The organism is Sphingomonas faeni (genome assembly GCF_040407505.1).
Lineage (GTDB): Bacteria > Pseudomonadota > Alphaproteobacteria > Sphingomonadales > Sphingomonadaceae > Sphingomonas > Sphingomonas faeni_E.
This window is the reverse complement of the sequence record NZ_JAPZPQ010000003.1, coordinates 197,297-213,814: the sequence shown is the minus strand read 5'-3', so window position 1 is coordinate 213,814 and position 16,518 is coordinate 197,297. Positions and strand designations below refer to the sequence as shown.

Sequence of the window (16,518 nt, the reverse complement as noted above, 5' to 3'; positions counted from 1 at the left end):
AGCCAGTGGCTGGATCGAAAAGCCGGATATTTCCTTTCGTCCTAGAAAACAGGCGAGAGAATACTGACGCCATAAAGCGCTCCATAAAATATAGAAGGGAGGGAGGCACGGCCGACAGCGTACGGACCGTGATTTGGGAGAAGCAGGCGATGTCCTTCGCCGCTGGATCGACCCTCTAGGCCGCTGGCATTGTCGAATCGTGAACTGAAAATTCAGCCGAACAAAATAGTCGGGATAGCCTGTCGGTCAGGCGGAAGAATTCCTGTGGAAGAAGGAGGGGGGGCGCATCGACCATGCCTGCGAGCGTTCTGCCTTACTACACATTGCACGTAACGGCGTTTCGGCTTCGATAGGTGCCGCTGGCGGATATTCGTGCTGGCACTGCTGCGTATGCGGGGCCGGCGACCGCTTCGTATGGGCGTTTCAGCATGTTCACGTTTTGCGAATTAGCGTGGCGCTATCAGTGTCGTCGCCCGGTTTTGCCTGTTTTACTTCTTTCTTTTCAACCCAGAAAAGAATTCTAGAAGAGCAGTGGTAAGCCATAACGTCGTGCCTACCAGCTGCGTTAGTAGCCTGATAGGTAAGTCAACCACAGCGCTAAGTTCGATTAGCACGACTATTGAAACGCCGTGGTTCGTTCGGGTCCGTTTATACCCGATCGTTTGAAGACTGGCTAAGCAGTCTTGCACAATCAGTATATCCTCGTGCCCAACGGGGGACAATCGACGAGGACCGAGGCTTTCGTGGATCTGTAGGCTTGGGGCGAATTAGCCGGGCTTTTCCATCACTCTCAATATGAAATGAACTACAATGCGATCTTGTCATATCGATCTGCCTCATAATACAGTCAATCATCACTCGCGCGATCGGCTCATGCGCCTTATTGAGGTGAAAGCCACTGTAGGTCTTGGGAAGACTCGGATTTACGAGCTAATCAAGGAAGGTAATTTTCCCGCTCCGTGCAAACCCGGAGGCTCTGCTTCTCGGTGGAGTGAGAATGAAATAAATGCATGGGTATCGGAATGCGTATCCGAGCGCGTACATTGATTATCAAGTTTATCTTGCGGCGAGTGATGAGCGTAACGGGCCACTGGCTGTTGCTTATTCAACTCTGATCGAGGTCACTGGATCGGGTAAATAGAACTCTACGCACGCGTCATCGGCATACTACGCGTACATTGATAGTACCGCGATGTTTGCAGTGATGGCGTGCTGCGTGGAGTTAATATCCCACCGGTGGGTCCAGCTTATAACTTTAATACCGAGCAGATAGCGTTAAAACTCTAATTCTCTAAAGGCGCACTTAGGGAATGCCACCCTGTCAAAAGGTATATACCCCTTTGGGTCCCCCCCCCCCCTTTTTTTCCGGCGTCCATCATGCTTGCCGGCGTTTTTCTGCCCGCTGGATCGCGGCCCGACTCACGCCGTACTCTTTGGCGAGCAACCCTAGCGATTTACCCGCAGCGCGTTGTGCCTGAACTAACGCCAGTTGAGCCGCCGACAGTGCTGAGGGGCGTCCTAACACCTTCCCCTCGGCCTTCACTCGCGAGAGGCCCGCTTGGGTACGTTCTATCAACAAATCGCGCTCGAATTCGGCGACGGCTGTCAGGACGCCCATCGTCATTTTCCCTGCTGGGCTCGTCAGATCCACGCCGCCCAAGGCCAGGCAGTGGACGCGAACCCCCAAGACATCCAGCCTTTCGACCGTCGCTCGGACGTCCATTGCATTGCGACCTAGCCGGTCAAGCTTGGTCACAATAAGAATATCGCCACTCTCCAAGCGATCAATTAACCGAGCGAACCCGACCCGTTTTGCCGCTGCCACCGACCCTGAGACAATTTCGGCCGTTACCCTCTTGGGATCGACGTGAAAGCCAGCTGCTTCGATCTCGCGGGCCTGATTATCGGTATTCTGGTCACTAGTGCTGACCCGGCAATACGCGAATGTTCTAGACATGAGCTGATCCTGTATCGAAATCCTGCATTGATAATGCACGTGTATCGAAAGCCGTGTCAAGCTACATTAAGATACAGGTGACCGGGCTGTATCGTAAATGAACGTTTTAGATGCAGCCGATGTTGGCGTTTTACCAAGTTGCGCAAGCGAGCCCGATACCTATTTCATGCGCGTCTGTTGCGCATACCCTGACTCAGTATCGATAACGGGATTGTTGCTGACCACACCCTGAGGTCTCACGAAGGTTCGAAACGTTTGGCGAACGAGGTTGATCGTTGTAACTGATCGTAATCAGGGACGGCGAGGCGAGAAGCGAATGACGACCGTAGGCGATTTTGAAATGCAAATTGCCAGGACCGATCGACGTCCAGTATCCGACGCTCTCCGTATTGCCGTTTATGGTGTTTTCGGGGAACTTGGTTCGCTGATGAGCGAGTTCAAGAAGAAGGCGCGGGAGGGAGCAAGCTATACCTCACTTCATCAGACACTCGTTGAGGAGGGGGGTGATCTACTTTGGTACTTTGGTGCTTTGGCAAAGTCCCTTGGTCGCCCATACTCAGAATTATTGACGGCGGCGTTAGGCATCGAGATTGTTGCGGACACGCGCATTCAATACATAGAGGAGGCGGTGCGTTCGATCTCCTTCCCGGTGGGGGGGCGTGATCCCTGGCTTCATGCCGGAGAGTTTGCGGGGACGTTGGCTGCTCACGCTAGCGCCGAGACCGACGTCTCGGAGTTATTTGCGATTGCCGCGATGGGTTTGAAGGCCGCTCTCGTGGCGTTCGTAGCATCAGGCATTGGCCTAGAAGGTGCGATAACAGCCAATATTACAAAGAGCTTATCACGTTTTCCAGTCAGCCAAGTACCGCTACCGTTGTACGACGATCGGCCATTGGCTAATGGGAAGACGATCCCGAAAGACGAGCGAATTCCAAGGGTTCTGCCCTTCGAGTTTAGCGAAACGGCGGTAGGCAGCCGAACAATGGTGGTTCAGAAGGTTTTCACGATAAAAATCGGAGACCCTCTAACTGATAATATTACTGATGCCGATGACTATAGGTTTCACGATGTCTTTCACCTTGCATACGCCTCAGTTTTAGGCTGGTCACCAGTTTTGCGTTCACTCTTAAAGGTAAAACGGAAAAGCTTTCCTGAATTCGACGAAAATCAAGATGGTGCACGGGCCATCTTAATTGAGGAAGGGGTTTCGACATTCGTCTTTAACCAGGCTAAGCACCATCTCTTCGAACACCATACGGGTGTGGATTATAAACTACTTGCGATGATCAAGGAGTTTGTGCGCGGTTATGAAGTCGAAGACCAGCCATTTTGGGCTTGGGAGAAGGCTATCTTGAGAGGCTTCGCCGCGTTCCGCTTCCTGAAGCGTGAGCGCAAGGGGCTTATTACTATGGACTTGAAGAATCGCGATATTACGTTCGAGGATAGAGCATGACACCCCCTCTCTGGGTAAATCAATTTTGTCAGAATATTGCCGCCGTCGATTTGCCTCTCGTGTTCAATCCGTACTCATCGTGTTGTCAAATTCACGATCGTCCTGATGCAGCGTTAATTCGGCTCAACAACCTAAGTCGTATTTTGACTCACCACGCGGGCTCAGTGGTGCAAAGCATCTGGTTTGGTCGAGACCTTGGATACCGTGGAGGACGTCGAACTGGGTTGGCTCTGACCGATGAGGCTACAATGCTCTCCGGCTATGCACGCATCGGTCAGAACGCGCTTGTTAAGGCCACCCATGGGCCGGTCCAGTCGGAGCGAACAGCTTCAGTTATCTGGGACTTCATTTCCCGATTGTCGCACTTGCCGGTCTTATGGAATGCGTTTCCGCTGCATCCTCACGAGAGCGATAACCCCTTAACTAATCGCACTCACACGGCAAAAGAGCGTCAACAAACGGCTTGGACAATTTCGGAGCTGACGGAACAGTTTCCTGCGGCTGTGCTAATAGCGATCGGTAACGACGCATCGAAAGCTCTAACTGAACTTGGATTAAAGCACGAAACAGCACGTCATCCAAGTTACGGCGGTCAGCGGGATTTCATTGCAAAGATGGAAATAATACATGACCTCCCGCCTGTAATTCGTCCGGTCGTTCAGAAAAGTTTATTTGCGTAACGCAATGCCGTTGCAACGACCAATCATTGCGGTCGTTGCACCTGCCCCCCCTAAGTGACCGGATACATCCAACGTCGCTTCGGATGCTATTATCGTCAATGGCCCTGAGGAAATGCCTGCGCTAGCAGCGACGAAGCTTTGCAGGCGGGCCAATCCTACGAGGTTTCCAAGAGCCCGTGCGATATACCAGTGCGATCGGTAAAACGCCGTAAGCCGCAACGCCCCGTCGCTATCTATCTTGAACGATAAGTGGCTTAAGCATGGGCCGCCTACTTGGTACCGAGTATCTAATTCTGGCTGAAATGTAGGAAAATCCAATGCCGGATCATCTAAACTCAACTCGAAGTGGGTCTTAGATCCTCTACTAGTTTTAACCCTTTTCTTCGCTTTTAGGATTATCGCCTCTAGTGGGTTAAATTGCTTACCGGCAATCTCCATAAGTGAGCCATCCGCGTTTTTGCGGGAAATCATACGTTCGAAATACGTTCCCCACTGTTTTTTAACGCGTGGGAACACATCCGCGAGGTAGTAATCATAAAACTCATCAGACGGTTGGCTACGATAAGTGTCTAGTGGGAATATCGTATTCGCGACGGTTTCAACGGAGTGAAGCCCAGACTGCAATGCATACTGATCAAACTCTCGAATGACTTCAATATCATTTGGCATGAATCTGTTCGGTTTGCTAACAACGTAAACGAGGTTGTAGCAATGGCCCGAATTTTTTCGTAACTCGCTGACAGCTTGGAGCCATGCTGATACTGTAGAATCCGTATCCGGTAGCGCAATTAGACTCTTCACGTTGCCCCTCCAAAGAACAGTGTTAAGCTGGATCGCTTCTCAAGGTATGCAGACGTTGCCCATTTATAACCAGCGGTTCCCCATCCTTCTCCCCAAGAATTCCTTACGTGAAACCACCGGATAGAGTTCTCTAGTTTAGTGCCAGATATTACGATTGCATGAAGAGCTTCCTCAGGTTTAATTTTATCCTCCGTCAGAAGGCCGTATTGTTCGTAGAACTCCTCGCCAATACCTAGAACTAGGACAACCGGATTCCCATTCTTTAGTGCGGCAACGATCATATCTACACTAAAAGCGGAAAAATCAGTAATGATACGGTAGTAGGCCGGGTCCTGAGCTAAACATGTAATAGAATTGTACGGCCATGCCGACTCGGTTGTTTGTCCCGGCGATGCCAGAACTGCTTGAGCCATCATTGGTGAGATAGCGTCAGCGACATTGCAACCAGCAAGCGCTACAGCCTGCAGGTGCAAGCTATCTGGTGATAGTGGCTCGTCGAGTGAAATCGTTCCGCGATGTGCGTCGCTACAAGCGAAAGACAGGCATGTCCCTCGTTGGCCCTGATCTCTCGCGGAACTGAGCTTGAACGACAGATCAAAATCGTCAGAGATTTTGAATCATCCGTCTACGATTGGCCCTGGACAACCCTTTTTCTTGATCTTCTATCAAGAAATTAAAGGACGCTGTATCGATTGCATCCCGCTCCCAAGGGCGTCCATAAATAAAATCTGCGTTAGTTCCGCCTTGGCCCTCTGCTTCGAACTGGAAAAGCTTCTCTGAAGGGCCTCCGACCGTCTCGCCGGGCAAGACTATCTCAGTACGCATGAGCGAAAGCTTTTTTCCTGGTAGCTGGTTTGCCCTCCATAAGAATCCTGCGCCTGCTTCCTGTCGAAGTTTTATAGTTGCGGTGTCGCCGATTGATAGGGGGACGCAGGATCCTGCATCGTTTTTCGTGAGAAGCCAAGCATCTGCACGAGAATCAGCATTCTCCTTAGTATGATTTAGATCGGTTTTGACTGACTTTGGCGTCCGAGATAATAGAGTGTCACGCTCAGCTTCGCTAATGAACGAGTTGCGTTCGAAAGAACGAACTGTTGCGTCATAGCTCGCGCCACATCTTAGAGACATCTGGTAAGCCACCTGAGGTGTTCGAAGCGAAGACTTTGCCCAACCCTGCTTCCTCGCATGGAAGGTTAGCAGCCATCTGGGCAGTAGGAACTCTCCGGCGAACGAGTCTGCTTCAATTTCTTGCAAATATGAAGCGAAGCCCAGAACGGTCTTGCTCGACTTATTAGCGGCGGCCCGTCTTAAGACATCGCCGCTATCCAAGCTGGGTTTGTGATCCATTACAGCATGACCCAACTCATGGGCAGCAGTAAAGCGTTGCACTGATAAAGGTCGGTTTGTGTTTATAAGCACGCCGGGCTGATCACCTCTTAGGTATGCTCCAAGAAGGCCTTTTAGGGGTTTAAATACGACCCTTACGTCCAACCAGGCTAGAGCATCGAAGACGTCGATCCGTTCAGATGTAGATGTGAATCGCGCTCGTGCCTCCACGAGCGTCAGTACGCGCCCCGCTTCCTTGGCACCATGTAGGCGAGACAGTCGAATAGCCTGATTCAAGCGTGGGCGTCTTCAGAACGTGACTTCAAGTAGGTTGCAAAGCGTTGCAACTCGCCAATATCGTCGTCGGATAGATCCTCCGCAGCACGTGCAAGAAACTCTGTTCGTTCGGCCGCCGCTTTAGCATCAACATCGCCCAGAAAATAAGCTATGCCACGGCCGAGAGCCTTACTAAATACCGGCAGCAATGTAGCTTCCGGGGCGTAATCCCCGTTTTCAATTTCGATTAGCCTAGACTCGTTCAGTCCAATCATTTCAGCAAGCTCAGAGCGCGAAAGGTCCAAATACTCGCGCGCTTCCCGAATTCTTTCTCCTAGGGGAGACCCTTCAAGATAATCAGGCATTTACCTTGCCCTTCTTCTTTTTATCGTAATAAGCTTCGAGCTTCGGCATTAAATCGGCCTTCATTTCTTCAAAGTCGGCGTATCCGCCGGGTTGAATTATTGATTCTGGAATGTGGCCAACGTTTAAAACCTCTTCAATCGTGATCAGCGCCCGGACTGCCCGATGCGAGTCGATTTCCATAAGCGGATTCATCACGTCCACAGTACCCGTGGGTTCCGGCGGTAATTCCGCGTCTTCAGCTTCGGCTTCCCACCATTCATCAAGCGCGGAGTCGACATCGCTTTGCGGAAAAACGGAAACGAACGAGCCCATGGTCTGATTCATCGCTACCTCCAAACGTCAAGTATCGCTTATAACCTGGCAGAAAGCAACGCTCAGCGTTCCGGCTATGTTCTCATCGGTGGTACTGCTTTCAGGGGCGGGGCGGAGCTCGCTATGTTGGCATCAGCATCACTGTTGCGAGGAGAAACCCGAGGCATCGAATTCGGGCGCCGCCGCGAAATTACCCCACGCATCTAGGAGGGTTCGCCGCATCTTGATGAATGTGGTCCGCTTGTAAGCGCGTACTACCTTGTCAGGCACGATATGAGCGAGCGCAGCCTCGGCAACGGGATCCGGGATATTGGGCATCTTCTCGGCGGCCCAATCTCGAAAAGAGCTGCGGAAACCGTGCGCGTCATACGGCAAACCTGCGGTTCGCAGGACCTTTGACATAGTCATGTCCGACATCATCACTCCCCGAGAGCCGGGAAATATATGTTCCGTATGAGGCGGCCCTGTTTCGCCTCTTATCAACGCTAGCAGTTGAACTGCGGCGTGATTGAGCGTGACGACATGTGCCTCGCTACCCTTCATCATCGATGCCGGCCTGTTCCACTCCCTTTTTGCTAAGTCGATTTGATCCCAGCGAGCTGCACGAACTTCGCCCGGACGCGCAGCAGTCAGAATTTGAAAAAGCAGCGCGCGTTTACCTGTCGTTGGCGCATCCGCGTGCAATTGAGCAACAAAGGCCGGTATCTCGCCGTAAGGCATCGCAGAGAAATTACCCCCCTTCGGCTGTCGGGGGAGGCCCACAGTTACTGATCGGCTCGGCGCTTCGGTTGGACGCCAGCCCTTGCTGTGGGAGAAATTCAAGACTGTGCCGATACGCTGCCGAACTTTGCGCGCCATGTCCGGCTTGGTCATCCAAATTAATGACAATGCGGCAGTGATGTCTCCGGCCGTGATGCCGTCGACGCGTTGGCGGCCCAGAGTAGGGTAGGCATGGTTTTCAAGCGATCGAAGAAATACCTGCGCGCCCTTTTCCTTCCAGCCATCTTTCAGTGCTATGTGGGCGGCCTCTGTTGCTTCTCTGAAGGTGGGGGTGGATCGCCGTTCGCGATCCCGCTCGGCAATTGGATCGAGGCCGGATTTTGCGGCAATCCGAATGAGTTCAGCCTTCTCGCGCGCCTCGCCAAGAGACAACACCTTTCGCTGCAAAATTGGAATCGTAATGGGGCCAGCAACATCTCCGATCGCCTTTCGCGGGCTTTCCCTGAAGCTACCCAAGCCAATGTCTCGGCGTTTCCCGTCAACCTGGACGCGTAATAACCACGATTTAGCGCCAGTCGGTTTCACAAGCAGGTATAAGCCGCCGCCATCTGCGTGGCGGCCCGGCTTGGCATTCTTCATCGAAAGGGTCGTTAGTCGAGACATGTTGTACCCCTATTCGTTCCCTCATTATTGTCTGGATCTGGGCGGCAGTCAATGGCCGCACGCGAACACTTCGAGCGTAAATCTCGTCTGAAAATAATAGGTTATGGCCACCACCGGACGATAGCGGACTGTTGGTTCTAGTCCTGTGAGCGGCACCACCTTAAATCATTGGCACACCAATCGCTCAGTGCATTATCGCACGACCGCTGTGACACGCAACCGTCGAGGCGATCTGCGAAATTGCGCGCGTTGCGTCTCGGATCGGATGGCGCCCGTCACCTGACAGACCGGCTGTCGCCGCGGGGGCGTATTCAGCGAGTGGCGGCGGTTCGACGACGATCGGGGCGACGCCGAAAAGATCGGTTTGCACAGCATCGCTGCAGCCAATGCTCTGGCGGCGCGGGGAAAAGCGGCTAGGGACGGGGCAAAGATCGAGGAGAGAGACATGAGCGTGACGGAACAGACGATCGGCGTGATCGGCGCGGGGCAGATGGGCGCCGGGATCGCGCAGGTGTCCGCACAGGCAGGGTACCGCGTATTGCTCGCCGACGTGTCGCTGGAACAGGCCGAGAAGGGCAAGGCGGGGATCGCCAAGGCGCTCGCGCGGCTGGTCGAGAAGGAGAAGATCGCCGGCGACGCGCGTGATGCGGCGCTCGCGCTGATCGAGCCGGTCGCGAGCGTGGCCGACATGGGCGACTGTGCGATCGTGGTCGAGGCGGCGACCGAGCGTGAGGTGGTTAAGCGGGCGATCTTTGCCGAGGTCGGCAAGGTGCTGGGGCCGGACGCGATCCTGGCATCGAACACGTCGTCGATCCCGATCACGCGGCTGGCGCAGGCGGCGCCCGATGCGGCGCGGTTTATGGGCGTGCATTTCTTCAACCCGGTGCCGGTGATGCGGCCGATCGAGCTGATCCGCGGCCTCGCGACGTCTGACGCCACGGTGGCGACGGTCGAGGCGTTCGCGAAGAAGCTCGGCAAGCAGGTGGTGCATGCAAACGACGCGCCGGGCTTCATCGTCAACCGCGTGCTGATGCCGATGATCAACGAGGCGTGCTTCGCGCTGGGTGAGGGCGTGGCGAGCGTGCGTGACATCGACCTCGCGTGCCAGTTGGGGCTGAACCATCCGATGGGCCCGCTGACGCTGGCGGACTTCATCGGTCTGGATACCTGCCTGGAGATCACGCGCGTGCTGTTCGAGGGGACGGGCGATCCGAAGTTCCGGCCGGCGCCGGTGCTGGTCAAGTATGTCGAAGCGGGCTGGTTCGGTCGGAAGACCAAGCGCGGCTTCTACGATTATTCGGGCGCGGAGCCGGTGCCTACCCGGTGAGGCTGGCGCGCCGACCGGATCGACCGATCGGCTCTGACGTCGGCCTGCACCGCACGCGATAGCAGGTGGTCTTGGTGGCGTGCTGCGGTGGGTCGAACGGTCGGCGCGGCAGCGCCGACCAGCGTCGCCGCATCACGTCATCGTGTCACTGGGCCGCGCCGTCGAGCAAGACGACCGCGGTCGCGAACGGCGCGGACAAGGCATGATAACTCGATACGGCGGCGAAGCCTGCGACACCGGCGCCGAGCGCCGCGATGCAGATGAATTGGAACGCGGACGAGCGATGGCTGCTCTTGGCGAATAGATCGACCTTGCGCGGGGGCGAGTCCGCGCGCGAAGCGCTGCGTCGATCGATCGTCTTGGAACGGCGATCGAGTACGGGCTCGCTCAATAACGTGGCGAGACTGATCGGATCTTGCGTTCGCACGCCGAAACGGCTGCCCCCGTTCCACACCACCCGGCCGATGATGACGAGCGTCCCGCGGCGGATCTCGACATAGGTACCAAGCGGCGGCGGTTCGCTGCTCGAGACCAGCATACCCTTGTCCGACAGCTCATGAATGCATCCGCTCGACCATTTGCCGCCGACGTTCATGCGACAGGGAACGGAAAGTTCCTTCATAGCGTGCAATTCTCATCCGATCTGGGTGGATCATCGTCTAAAAACGATATTCCGGTAGCGGATCGGCCCCAATCCGGGAAATATACCGATACGTGTGTTGGGCTGCCGATTGCGCGAACGATCGCCCGATACCGGTTAGCGCGCGTCGAGCGACCAGCCGTTCCAGCTTTCCAGCAGCCGGCGACCACGGGCGACAGCATCGCCTGTACTTGCATCGGGCTCGCCCGTCCGGTCGTCGATCGCCGCCAGCCATTTCCGCCGTACCGCGCCGACGTCGTCGGGCAGCATGTACCGGTGCCACAGACGCGCGACGCGCTGTTCGCGGAACAGCTTTTCGAGCACGCCGCCAAGACCGTGCACGGGCAACGCCGCATCGCGTTCACGCAGGGCGCCGGCCAGATGCGCGGGGTAGATCTCGCACTGCGTCTCCAGCAGGTTGAGGATCGCGCGTTCCAGGCGGATGTTCTCCGCGACCTCGGTCACTGCAGGTTTCCGATCGACCGCGCGGCTCACCGCGCGAGCGCGATAAGCTGGGCAATCCCATTGGTGCCGGTCTTCGCGACGATCGCGGCACGGTGATCCTCGACCGTCTTCGGACTGATGTCGAGCGCGGCGGCAATCGCCTGGTTATTGTGGCCCTTCACGAGCAGGTCGAACACCTGGCGCTGCCGCGGCGTCAGTGTCGCGGTTCGCGCATGCGCCGAACGTTGCGTCTTGGACCAGGCCACCCCCTCTGCGATCGACGCGAGCAACCGATCCTCGTCGATCGGCTTTTCCAGATAGTCGAGACCGCCGTAGCGACGGACCGCGTCCACCGCGTTGGCGGTCGTCGGCCAGGCGGTCATGAAGATGATCGCGACCGCCGGATCGAGGATCCTCACGCGATCGGCAAAGTCGAACCCGTCGATGTCGTTCATCATGACGTCGGTGACGATGCAGTGCGCCGGCGCGCGTTCGTAGATTTCGAGCAAGGGGGCGGGATCGAGGAACGGCTCCGCGACATGGCCGTGACGACGAAGCAGCCGCGCGACGGTCGCGCCAAGATCCTGATCGTCATCGACGACATAGACCAGGCCATGGGCAGGGTCGGTCATTTGGGCTCTCCAACGAGCGGAAGGGAGATGGTCGCGCGCGTTTCACCGGCGGTATCGGTGGTCCGCGTCAGGCTGCCGCCATGCGCCTCGACGATCGCGCGGGCGACCAGGATGCCGACGCCCATGCCGGGTTGCGCCAGTTGCGTCGGCTTGCATCCGTTGACGACGGCGAGCTGAACCCGGTCGACGGTCCGCAACACGCCGAGCGATACGCGACCATCGTCACAGGCCTGGACCGCGTTGCGCACCAGATTGACGATCGCCTGCGCCAGTTCGACTTCCTGCGCGAGGATGACCAGATCCGGCGCGACGGCGTCGATCGACAGCGTGACGCCCTGCGCCTTCGCCTCGGGTTGCGCCAGCGCCGCGACCGTATCGATCAACGTTGCGAGCGGCAGGGGCGTGGGGAGGTCGACCGTGCGGCCGCCAAACCGACGCAGCCGGCGGACCAGCGTCGACAGTGCGGCGGCCTTGCGATCGATCAGCGCCGCAGTGGAAGCGATCTCGACATCGGCGGAGACCGTCAGTTCGTGCAGATGCTTGGCTTCGATCGCCAGCGTCGACAGCGGCTGGCTGATCTCGTGGATGACCGCCACCGACATCGCCCGCAACGTCTTCAACCGTTCGGCCTGGAACAACAGGCGATCGCGGCGTTCGAGATCGATCCGCACCCTGGCCTGCGCATCCGCGAAACTGCCCGCCAAGTACCCGACGACCATGATCGAGGCGAGGCTCATGTGCAGCGCGAGGCGCTCGCCCATGTCCATCGGCATCGCCGTCTGCGGCAGGACCATCGCCGCGACGACGACGATTGCCAGCCAGCTCGCCAGTCGTCCGAACCGCAACCCGATCCACGCGACCGCGAGCAGTACGGGCGTATGGGGCGTGCCCAGACCTATCCTCGCGAGCAGGATCTCAATCGCGAACGACGACGCCAGGATCAGCACGGCTTCCGCGACCGACGCTGCGCTCGGCCACTTGGGCCGCAACGCGCTACCCGCCGCGAGGTCCGCGACCCAGAGTAACGGTGGCGCGAGCAGCAGGACGCCGAGCAGGTCGCCGACCACGAACCCGGTCAAGGACGTCACTGTCTCGCGCAGGCCTGAAACGCCGGTCAGGTCCGGACGCAGCAATGACCAGGGAAGCGCGGCCAGTGCGGCGGCGGCCGGCGCACCGACCGCGGCGAGACCGAGAGGCATCGGGGCGACGCTCATGCTCGTCTGCGCGCGGTCCGCCATCGTCCGGACCAGCAGCACGACGAGCCCGTAGACGAGGGGTGGCCGCATCACGCCCAGAAGCTGGGTCCCCCATCCCGCGGAGCCGAAATCAATTACGCCGGTTACGACCTGCACGAACATCTCGGTCAGCATGATCGCAAGGATCAGTTGGGGGCCCCGCCGCCACAGCAGCGCGATACGCAGGCCGGCGGCGGGATAAAGCAACGAATAGAAACCTCGCCCACCCCATCCTGCGGCAATGTGATGCGCCGTCCAGAATGCGACCGCATAGCCGATCAGCCAGGGAAGGTCCGCGACTTTGGGGAGGAGGGCGGTGGCACAAGACGGGAAGCGGGACGCCGCAAGGGGCTTGGCGAGCGTGGTCATTGCGGCATCCCTGCCAGATCGAAGCGTCCTGGACTATCCGGGCGAATCCCTGACTGCGATCCTAGCGCGGGATTAACCCGGCGGTCCCGCTCGGGGGCGAATCCCAATAGGGCGGCTCGCCGAACGTCGCCCTCAGGCTCCGGGTCAAGGCCGCGATCTTCGCCGATGCGCTGCGCTCCCGCGGATAGGCGATATGGAGCTCGGCACCTTCGGCGTCGCAGCCGGTATCAATCCTGATCAGCGCACCGGTCGCCACGTCGGCATGCGCGAAGAAGTTGGGCAGCAAGGTGATGCCTAGCCCGGCCAGCGCCGCACCACGCATCACGAGCCCGTTGTTGACGCGGAGCGCGGCCCGCGGCCGCACGACGGTCCATCCGGCGGGACCCGCGAAACGCCAGTCCGCGTCACGGTTCGCGTACAGGATGCCGCAATGCGCCTTCAGATCGGCGACGCTTTGCGGCATGCCGTGGCGGGCGAGATAGGCGGGCGACGCCGCCAGAATACGCTGGCTGGTGGCGTGTCGCTTGGCGACCAGTCTGGTGTCGGCGATCGTGCCGTGGCGGATGACGGCGTCGAAGCCGTCCGCGGCCGCATCGACGAAGCGATCGTCGAGCTCGAGCGTCAGGTCGATGGCGGGATGGTCGGCGAGGAAGCGGTAGAGTGCCGGTCCCAGATGCAGCACGCCGAAGCCGACCGGTGCGGACAGGCGAAGCGGCCCGACCAGCGTGCCACGCCGCGCCGCCATCTCCGCGGCGCCCTCCGTCGCTTCGAACAACATCCGCTGCGCGCGGCAGGAAGGTCTGGCCATCCTCGGTCAGCGACAGTTTTCGAGTCGTGCGCTGGATCAGGCGCGTATCGAGCAGTCGCTCGAGCTCCGTCAGTCGTTCGCTTATCACCGACTTGGCATTGCCCAAGCGCCGTGCGGCTGCGCTGATCGACCCGGCCTCGGCCGTGGCGACGAACGCGGCGATACCGTCGAGCTTCATCATCGTTCGACAATCCCGGAAGGCGGTTTCAGCTTTTGCCGGCTAGTGCGGACGGTGCTCGCGCGTCACGCTCCTGTCCAGTTGCAGCGGCCATGCTGCCGGGGAGTATCGCGATGCTACGACACGCCGTTGCCGCCGTCCTGGCGATACTCGTCGCCGCGCCCGCGCCCGCACCCGCGCTGGCACAGGTCCAGCCGTTCCCGCCCGGCTTCACCGAACGCGATATCGTGACGAACGGCACGACGATCCATGTCCGCTCGGGCGGCCACGGCCCGGCGGTCCTGCTGCTGCACGGCTATGGCGAAACCGGCGACATGTGGGCACCGCTCGCCACCGATCTGTCGCGCGACCACCTGGTGATCGTTCCCGACCTGCGCGGCATGGGCCTCTCCTCGAAACCGGCAGGCGGCTACGACAAGAAGACGCAAGCGGCTGATATCGTGGGTGTTCTCGACGCGCTCAAGATCGGCAGAACCGATCTGGTGACGCACGATATCGGCAACATGGTCGGCTATGCCTTCGCCGCCCGGAACCGCGACCGCGTTACCCGGTTCGTCCTAATGGACGCGCCTTTGCCGGGCATCGGGCCGTGGAACGAACTGCTGAAGAACCCGCTGCTCTGGCATTTCCGATTCGGCGGTCCCGTTATGGAGCGGCTCGTCGCAGGTCGCGAGCGGATTTATCTCGACCGGTTCTGGAACGAGTTCTCGGCGTCAGCGGCAAAGTTCAGCGAAGCCTCCCGCGTGCATTATGCCGCGCTCTATGCCCGACCCGGCGCGATGCACGCGGGCTTTGCGCAGTTCGCCGCGTTCGACCGCGACGCAGGGGACAATGCCGGCTTCGTGGCGGCGGGCAAGCTGACCATGCCAGTGCTCGCCATCGGTGGCGCCAAGTCGTTCGGACCGATGATGGCGACGGTCATGCGGTTCGCCGCGAGCGACGTGACCGAGGGCGTGATACCGGACTCGGGCCACTGGCTAATGGAAGAACAGCCCGCTGCGACCATTGCGGTCGTACGGGGTTTTCTCGATACTAAACGATAAGGAGCGCGCCGCTCGCCGACCCCTCAACACTTCCCGGTTAGCCGGGCCAGGAGAAGCGGATATTGCCAGCGGCCAACCCGTCCAAGACGACGTCGATCCCACCCGATCTAACCATCCACTCCGGGCGGCGGTCCCGGTATTCGCGGCGTCGCCCACCGGTCGTGTAGAGATCAGAAGCTCGGCCATCTTCGCCGCGGCGGCATCGAATTCGGCGAACGTCTTTGCCACAGATCGCCGCTTCCCGATGTGCCGGTGCCAGCGATCGAGTTGTGACCTCGGTTCCGGCCCCAGCCCGTAATGGACCGAGCGATTGACCATCGGCGCGGCAGCGGCATAAGCGCAGCCGAAGCGATCCCCCCCAAACCAGTTGGCATCGCCCAGCCGATCAGTCAGCCAAGCCTGTAGGACCAACGTGTCGCGCGCGCCCGCGGCCTTCAACCGATCCGCCAGAGCGCCGGTCGCCCGTCGGAACCAGAGGATCTCGCCAAACTCCTAGTTCACGGTCTCATAGCGCGTAGCGCAAACCTTTTCGGTCTCGTGCGCAAAGGCACGGGCGAGCGGGTCGGCTGGCAACAGCGTGGCATCGGGCCAACGCTCCTGCAGATATTCCATGATGATCGTCGACTCGAACACGGTTGCGCCGTCGATCACCAGCGTTGGCACCTCGCCGCGCGGATTGGCAGCCGCGAACGGGGTGTCGCGCCGACCCGTGCCGAAATCGTCGGGCAGGACCGCTTCGAACGCGAGCCCCTTCTCCCGCAACGCGATCTTCACCTTCTGCGCATAGAACGACAAGGGGTGGTCGTAGAGCCGCGTTACGAGTGTCACTGCGTGGTCGCCGGCGAGCGCACGCCGCAGCGCCGCAACCTCCGCATTCAGCGCGGTGAGACGATCCGGCGTCATGCCGGATCGCTCGACGATCAGCGGTCCTAGGCACCCGGTCTCAGTCCAGCGCGTCCTGCCGGTCTCGGTCAGTCGTACGCGCACCTGTCGTTCGTCGGCGGGATTGCGGATGCGCGTGACCAGCCCTGCCGCCTCCAGCCGTTTCGCCAATGGCGTGATCGTGCTCGGTTCGAGCGCAAGCCGTTCGGCGATCGCGCCGATCGAACAGCCATCCTCCGCCTCGTTGAGCGTCTGGAGGACGAGGAATTGTGGGTAGGTGATCCTAAGCCGGTCCAGCACGGGCTTGTACGCACGATTGATCGCGATCGTCGCCGAGTACAGCGAAAAGCAAAGCTGGTCATCAAGGGGCAGGGGATCGGGCATGGCGTGCTCCTTCACAGACAAC

Annotated in this window: 17 protein-coding genes and 3 pseudogenes; 5 read left to right on the top strand and 15 right to left on the bottom strand. The window is 58.8% G+C overall.

What is annotated here, in order from left to right:
• Positions 1 to 810 precede the first annotated feature (810 nt).
• Positions 811 to 1,047: a helix-turn-helix transcriptional regulator gene (locus O6X71_RS11795; RefSeq protein WP_353466045.1), complete on the top strand. Its 237-nt coding sequence runs from the start codon at positions 811 to 813 to the stop codon at positions 1,045 to 1,047.
• 328 nt (positions 1,048 to 1,375) lie between these two features.
• On the opposite strand, the gene O6X71_RS11790 is transcribed toward O6X71_RS11795, so the two are convergent.
• Positions 1,376 to 1,957 (bottom strand): recombinase family protein, encoded by a 582-nt coding sequence (locus O6X71_RS11790; protein ID WP_353466044.1) that lies wholly within the window; start codon positions 1,955 to 1,957, stop codon positions 1,376 to 1,378.
• Between the two features lie 316 nt (positions 1,958 to 2,273).
• Between O6X71_RS11790 and O6X71_RS11785 the strand changes: the two genes are divergently transcribed.
• Both O6X71_RS11785 and O6X71_RS11780 read left to right on the top strand, forming a co-directional pair.
• On the top strand, positions 2,274 to 3,410 hold the full coding sequence (locus tag O6X71_RS11785; RefSeq protein ID WP_353466043.1) for a hypothetical protein: 1,137 nt from the start codon (positions 2,274 to 2,276) through the stop codon (positions 3,408 to 3,410).
• Positions 3,407 to 4,090 carry a uracil-DNA glycosylase gene (locus O6X71_RS11780; protein ID WP_353466042.1) on the top strand — a complete coding sequence of 228 codons (684 nt, stop codon included), beginning with the start codon at positions 3,407 to 3,409 and terminating at the stop codon, positions 4,088 to 4,090. The genes O6X71_RS11785 and O6X71_RS11780 overlap by 4 nt, the downstream gene beginning before the upstream one ends.
• Here O6X71_RS11780 and O6X71_RS11775 read toward each other — a convergent pair.
• From O6X71_RS11775 to O6X71_RS11750, 6 genes are all read right to left on the bottom strand, one after another.
• Positions 4,079 to 4,891: a hypothetical protein gene (locus O6X71_RS11775; protein ID WP_353466041.1), complete on the bottom strand. Its 813-nt coding sequence runs from the start codon at positions 4,889 to 4,891 to the stop codon at positions 4,079 to 4,081. The two genes, O6X71_RS11780 and O6X71_RS11775, sit on opposite strands and share 12 nt — an antisense overlap.
• A complete protein-coding gene (locus O6X71_RS11770) occupies positions 4,888 to 5,484 on the bottom strand; it encodes a C1 family peptidase (RefSeq protein WP_353466242.1) in 597 nt (198 codons plus the stop codon). Before O6X71_RS11770 ends, O6X71_RS11775 begins: the two co-directional genes overlap by 4 nt.
• A 10-nt stretch (positions 5,485 to 5,494) precedes the next feature.
• On the bottom strand, positions 5,495 to 6,448 hold the full coding sequence (locus O6X71_RS11765; protein ID WP_353466241.1) for a protease inhibitor I42 family protein: 954 nt from the start codon (positions 6,446 to 6,448) through the stop codon (positions 5,495 to 5,497).
• A gap of 62 nt (positions 6,449 to 6,510) precedes the next feature.
• Entirely contained in the window at positions 6,511 to 6,858 is a 348-nt protein-coding gene (locus O6X71_RS11760; protein ID WP_353466040.1) for a helix-turn-helix domain-containing protein, read from the bottom strand.
• Complete coding sequence (locus O6X71_RS11755; protein WP_353466039.1) at positions 6,851 to 7,183, bottom strand: hypothetical protein; 333 nt, start codon at positions 7,181 to 7,183, stop codon at positions 6,851 to 6,853. Before O6X71_RS11755 ends, O6X71_RS11760 begins: the two co-directional genes overlap by 8 nt.
• A gap of 126 nt (positions 7,184 to 7,309) precedes the next feature.
• Entirely contained in the window at positions 7,310 to 8,554 is a 1,245-nt protein-coding gene (locus O6X71_RS11750) for a tyrosine-type recombinase/integrase (RefSeq protein ID WP_353466038.1), read from the bottom strand.
• Between the two features lie 445 nt (positions 8,555 to 8,999).
• Here O6X71_RS11750 and O6X71_RS11745 point away from each other — a divergent pair, with 445 nt between their 5' ends.
• Positions 9,000 to 9,881, top strand: a complete 882-nt coding sequence (locus tag O6X71_RS11745; protein WP_353466037.1) for a 3-hydroxyacyl-CoA dehydrogenase NAD-binding domain-containing protein — start codon at positions 9,000 to 9,002, stop codon at positions 9,879 to 9,881.
• Between the two features lie 145 nt (positions 9,882 to 10,026).
• Here O6X71_RS11745 and O6X71_RS11740 read toward each other — a convergent pair whose 3' ends face one another.
• From O6X71_RS11740 to O6X71_RS11715, 6 genes and pseudogenes are all read right to left on the bottom strand, one after another.
• Positions 10,027 to 10,503: a PilZ domain-containing protein gene (locus tag O6X71_RS11740; RefSeq protein WP_353466036.1), complete on the bottom strand. Its 477-nt coding sequence runs from the start codon at positions 10,501 to 10,503 to the stop codon at positions 10,027 to 10,029.
• 135 nt (positions 10,504 to 10,638) lie between these two features.
• Positions 10,639 to 11,016, bottom strand: a complete 378-nt coding sequence (locus tag O6X71_RS11735) for a hypothetical protein (protein ID WP_353466035.1) — start codon at positions 11,014 to 11,016, stop codon at positions 10,639 to 10,641.
• On the bottom strand, positions 11,013 to 11,597 hold the full coding sequence (locus O6X71_RS11730; protein ID WP_353466034.1) for a response regulator transcription factor: 585 nt from the start codon (positions 11,595 to 11,597) through the stop codon (positions 11,013 to 11,015). Before O6X71_RS11730 ends, O6X71_RS11735 begins: the two co-directional genes overlap by 4 nt.
• Entirely contained in the window at positions 11,594 to 13,201 is a 1,608-nt protein-coding gene (locus O6X71_RS11725; RefSeq protein ID WP_353466033.1) for a sensor histidine kinase, read from the bottom strand. Before O6X71_RS11725 ends, O6X71_RS11730 begins: the two co-directional genes overlap by 4 nt.
• Before the next feature lie 61 nt (positions 13,202 to 13,262).
• Complete coding sequence (locus tag O6X71_RS11720; RefSeq protein ID WP_353466032.1) at positions 13,263 to 14,009, bottom strand: substrate binding domain-containing protein; 747 nt, start codon at positions 14,007 to 14,009, stop codon at positions 13,263 to 13,265.
• Between the two features lie 52 nt (positions 14,010 to 14,061).
• Positions 14,062 to 14,187: pseudogene (locus O6X71_RS11715) on the bottom strand (LysR family transcriptional regulator); the annotation flags it as partial.
• Between the two features lie 113 nt (positions 14,188 to 14,300).
• Between O6X71_RS11715 and O6X71_RS11710 the strand changes: the two are divergent.
• Positions 14,301 to 15,230: an alpha/beta fold hydrolase gene (locus O6X71_RS11710; RefSeq protein WP_353466031.1), complete on the top strand. Its 930-nt coding sequence runs from the start codon at positions 14,301 to 14,303 to the stop codon at positions 15,228 to 15,230.
• Positions 15,231 to 15,722: 492 nt separating this feature from the next.
• Here the strand turns inward: O6X71_RS11710 and O6X71_RS11705 are convergent.
• Positions 15,723 to 16,034: pseudogene (locus tag O6X71_RS11705) on the bottom strand (glutathione S-transferase family protein); the annotation flags it as partial.
• Positions 16,035 to 16,073: 39 nt separating this feature from the next.
• Positions 16,074 to 16,496 (bottom strand): annotated as a pseudogene (locus tag O6X71_RS11700) (MarR family winged helix-turn-helix transcriptional regulator); the annotation flags it as partial.
• Positions 16,497 to 16,518: the final 22 nt, after the last annotated feature.

Coding starts and splice junctions, on each gene's coding strand:
- O6X71_RS11725 (WP_353466033.1), bottom strand. CDS start 13,201: ATGACCACGCTCGCCAAGCCCCTTGCGGCGTCCCGCTTCCCGTCTTGT.
- O6X71_RS11750 (WP_353466038.1), bottom strand. CDS start 8,554: ATGTCTCGACTAACGACCCTTTCGATGAAGAATGCCAAGCCGGGCCGC.
- O6X71_RS11720 (WP_353466032.1), bottom strand. CDS start 14,009: ATGGCCAGACCTTCCTGCCGCGCGCAGCGGATGTTGTTCGAAGCGACG.
- O6X71_RS11730 (WP_353466034.1), bottom strand. CDS start 11,597: ATGACCGACCCTGCCCATGGCCTGGTCTATGTCGTCGATGACGATCAG.
- O6X71_RS11795 (WP_353466045.1), top strand. CDS start 811: ATGCGATCTTGTCATATCGATCTGCCTCATAATACAGTCAATCATCAC.
- O6X71_RS11780 (WP_353466042.1), top strand. CDS start 3,407: ATGACACCCCCTCTCTGGGTAAATCAATTTTGTCAGAATATTGCCGCC.
- O6X71_RS11790 (WP_353466044.1), bottom strand. CDS start 1,957: ATGTCTAGAACATTCGCGTATTGCCGGGTCAGCACTAGTGACCAGAAT.
- O6X71_RS11760 (WP_353466040.1), bottom strand. CDS start 6,858: ATGCCTGATTATCTTGAAGGGTCTCCCCTAGGAGAAAGAATTCGGGAA.
- O6X71_RS11745 (WP_353466037.1), top strand. CDS start 9,000: ATGAGCGTGACGGAACAGACGATCGGCGTGATCGGCGCGGGGCAGATG.
- O6X71_RS11740 (WP_353466036.1), bottom strand. CDS start 10,503: ATGAAGGAACTTTCCGTTCCCTGTCGCATGAACGTCGGCGGCAAATGG.
- O6X71_RS11785 (WP_353466043.1), top strand. CDS start 2,274: ATGACGACCGTAGGCGATTTTGAAATGCAAATTGCCAGGACCGATCGA.
- O6X71_RS11710 (WP_353466031.1), top strand. CDS start 14,301: ATGCTACGACACGCCGTTGCCGCCGTCCTGGCGATACTCGTCGCCGCG.
- O6X71_RS11755 (WP_353466039.1), bottom strand. CDS start 7,183: ATGAATCAGACCATGGGCTCGTTCGTTTCCGTTTTTCCGCAAAGCGAT.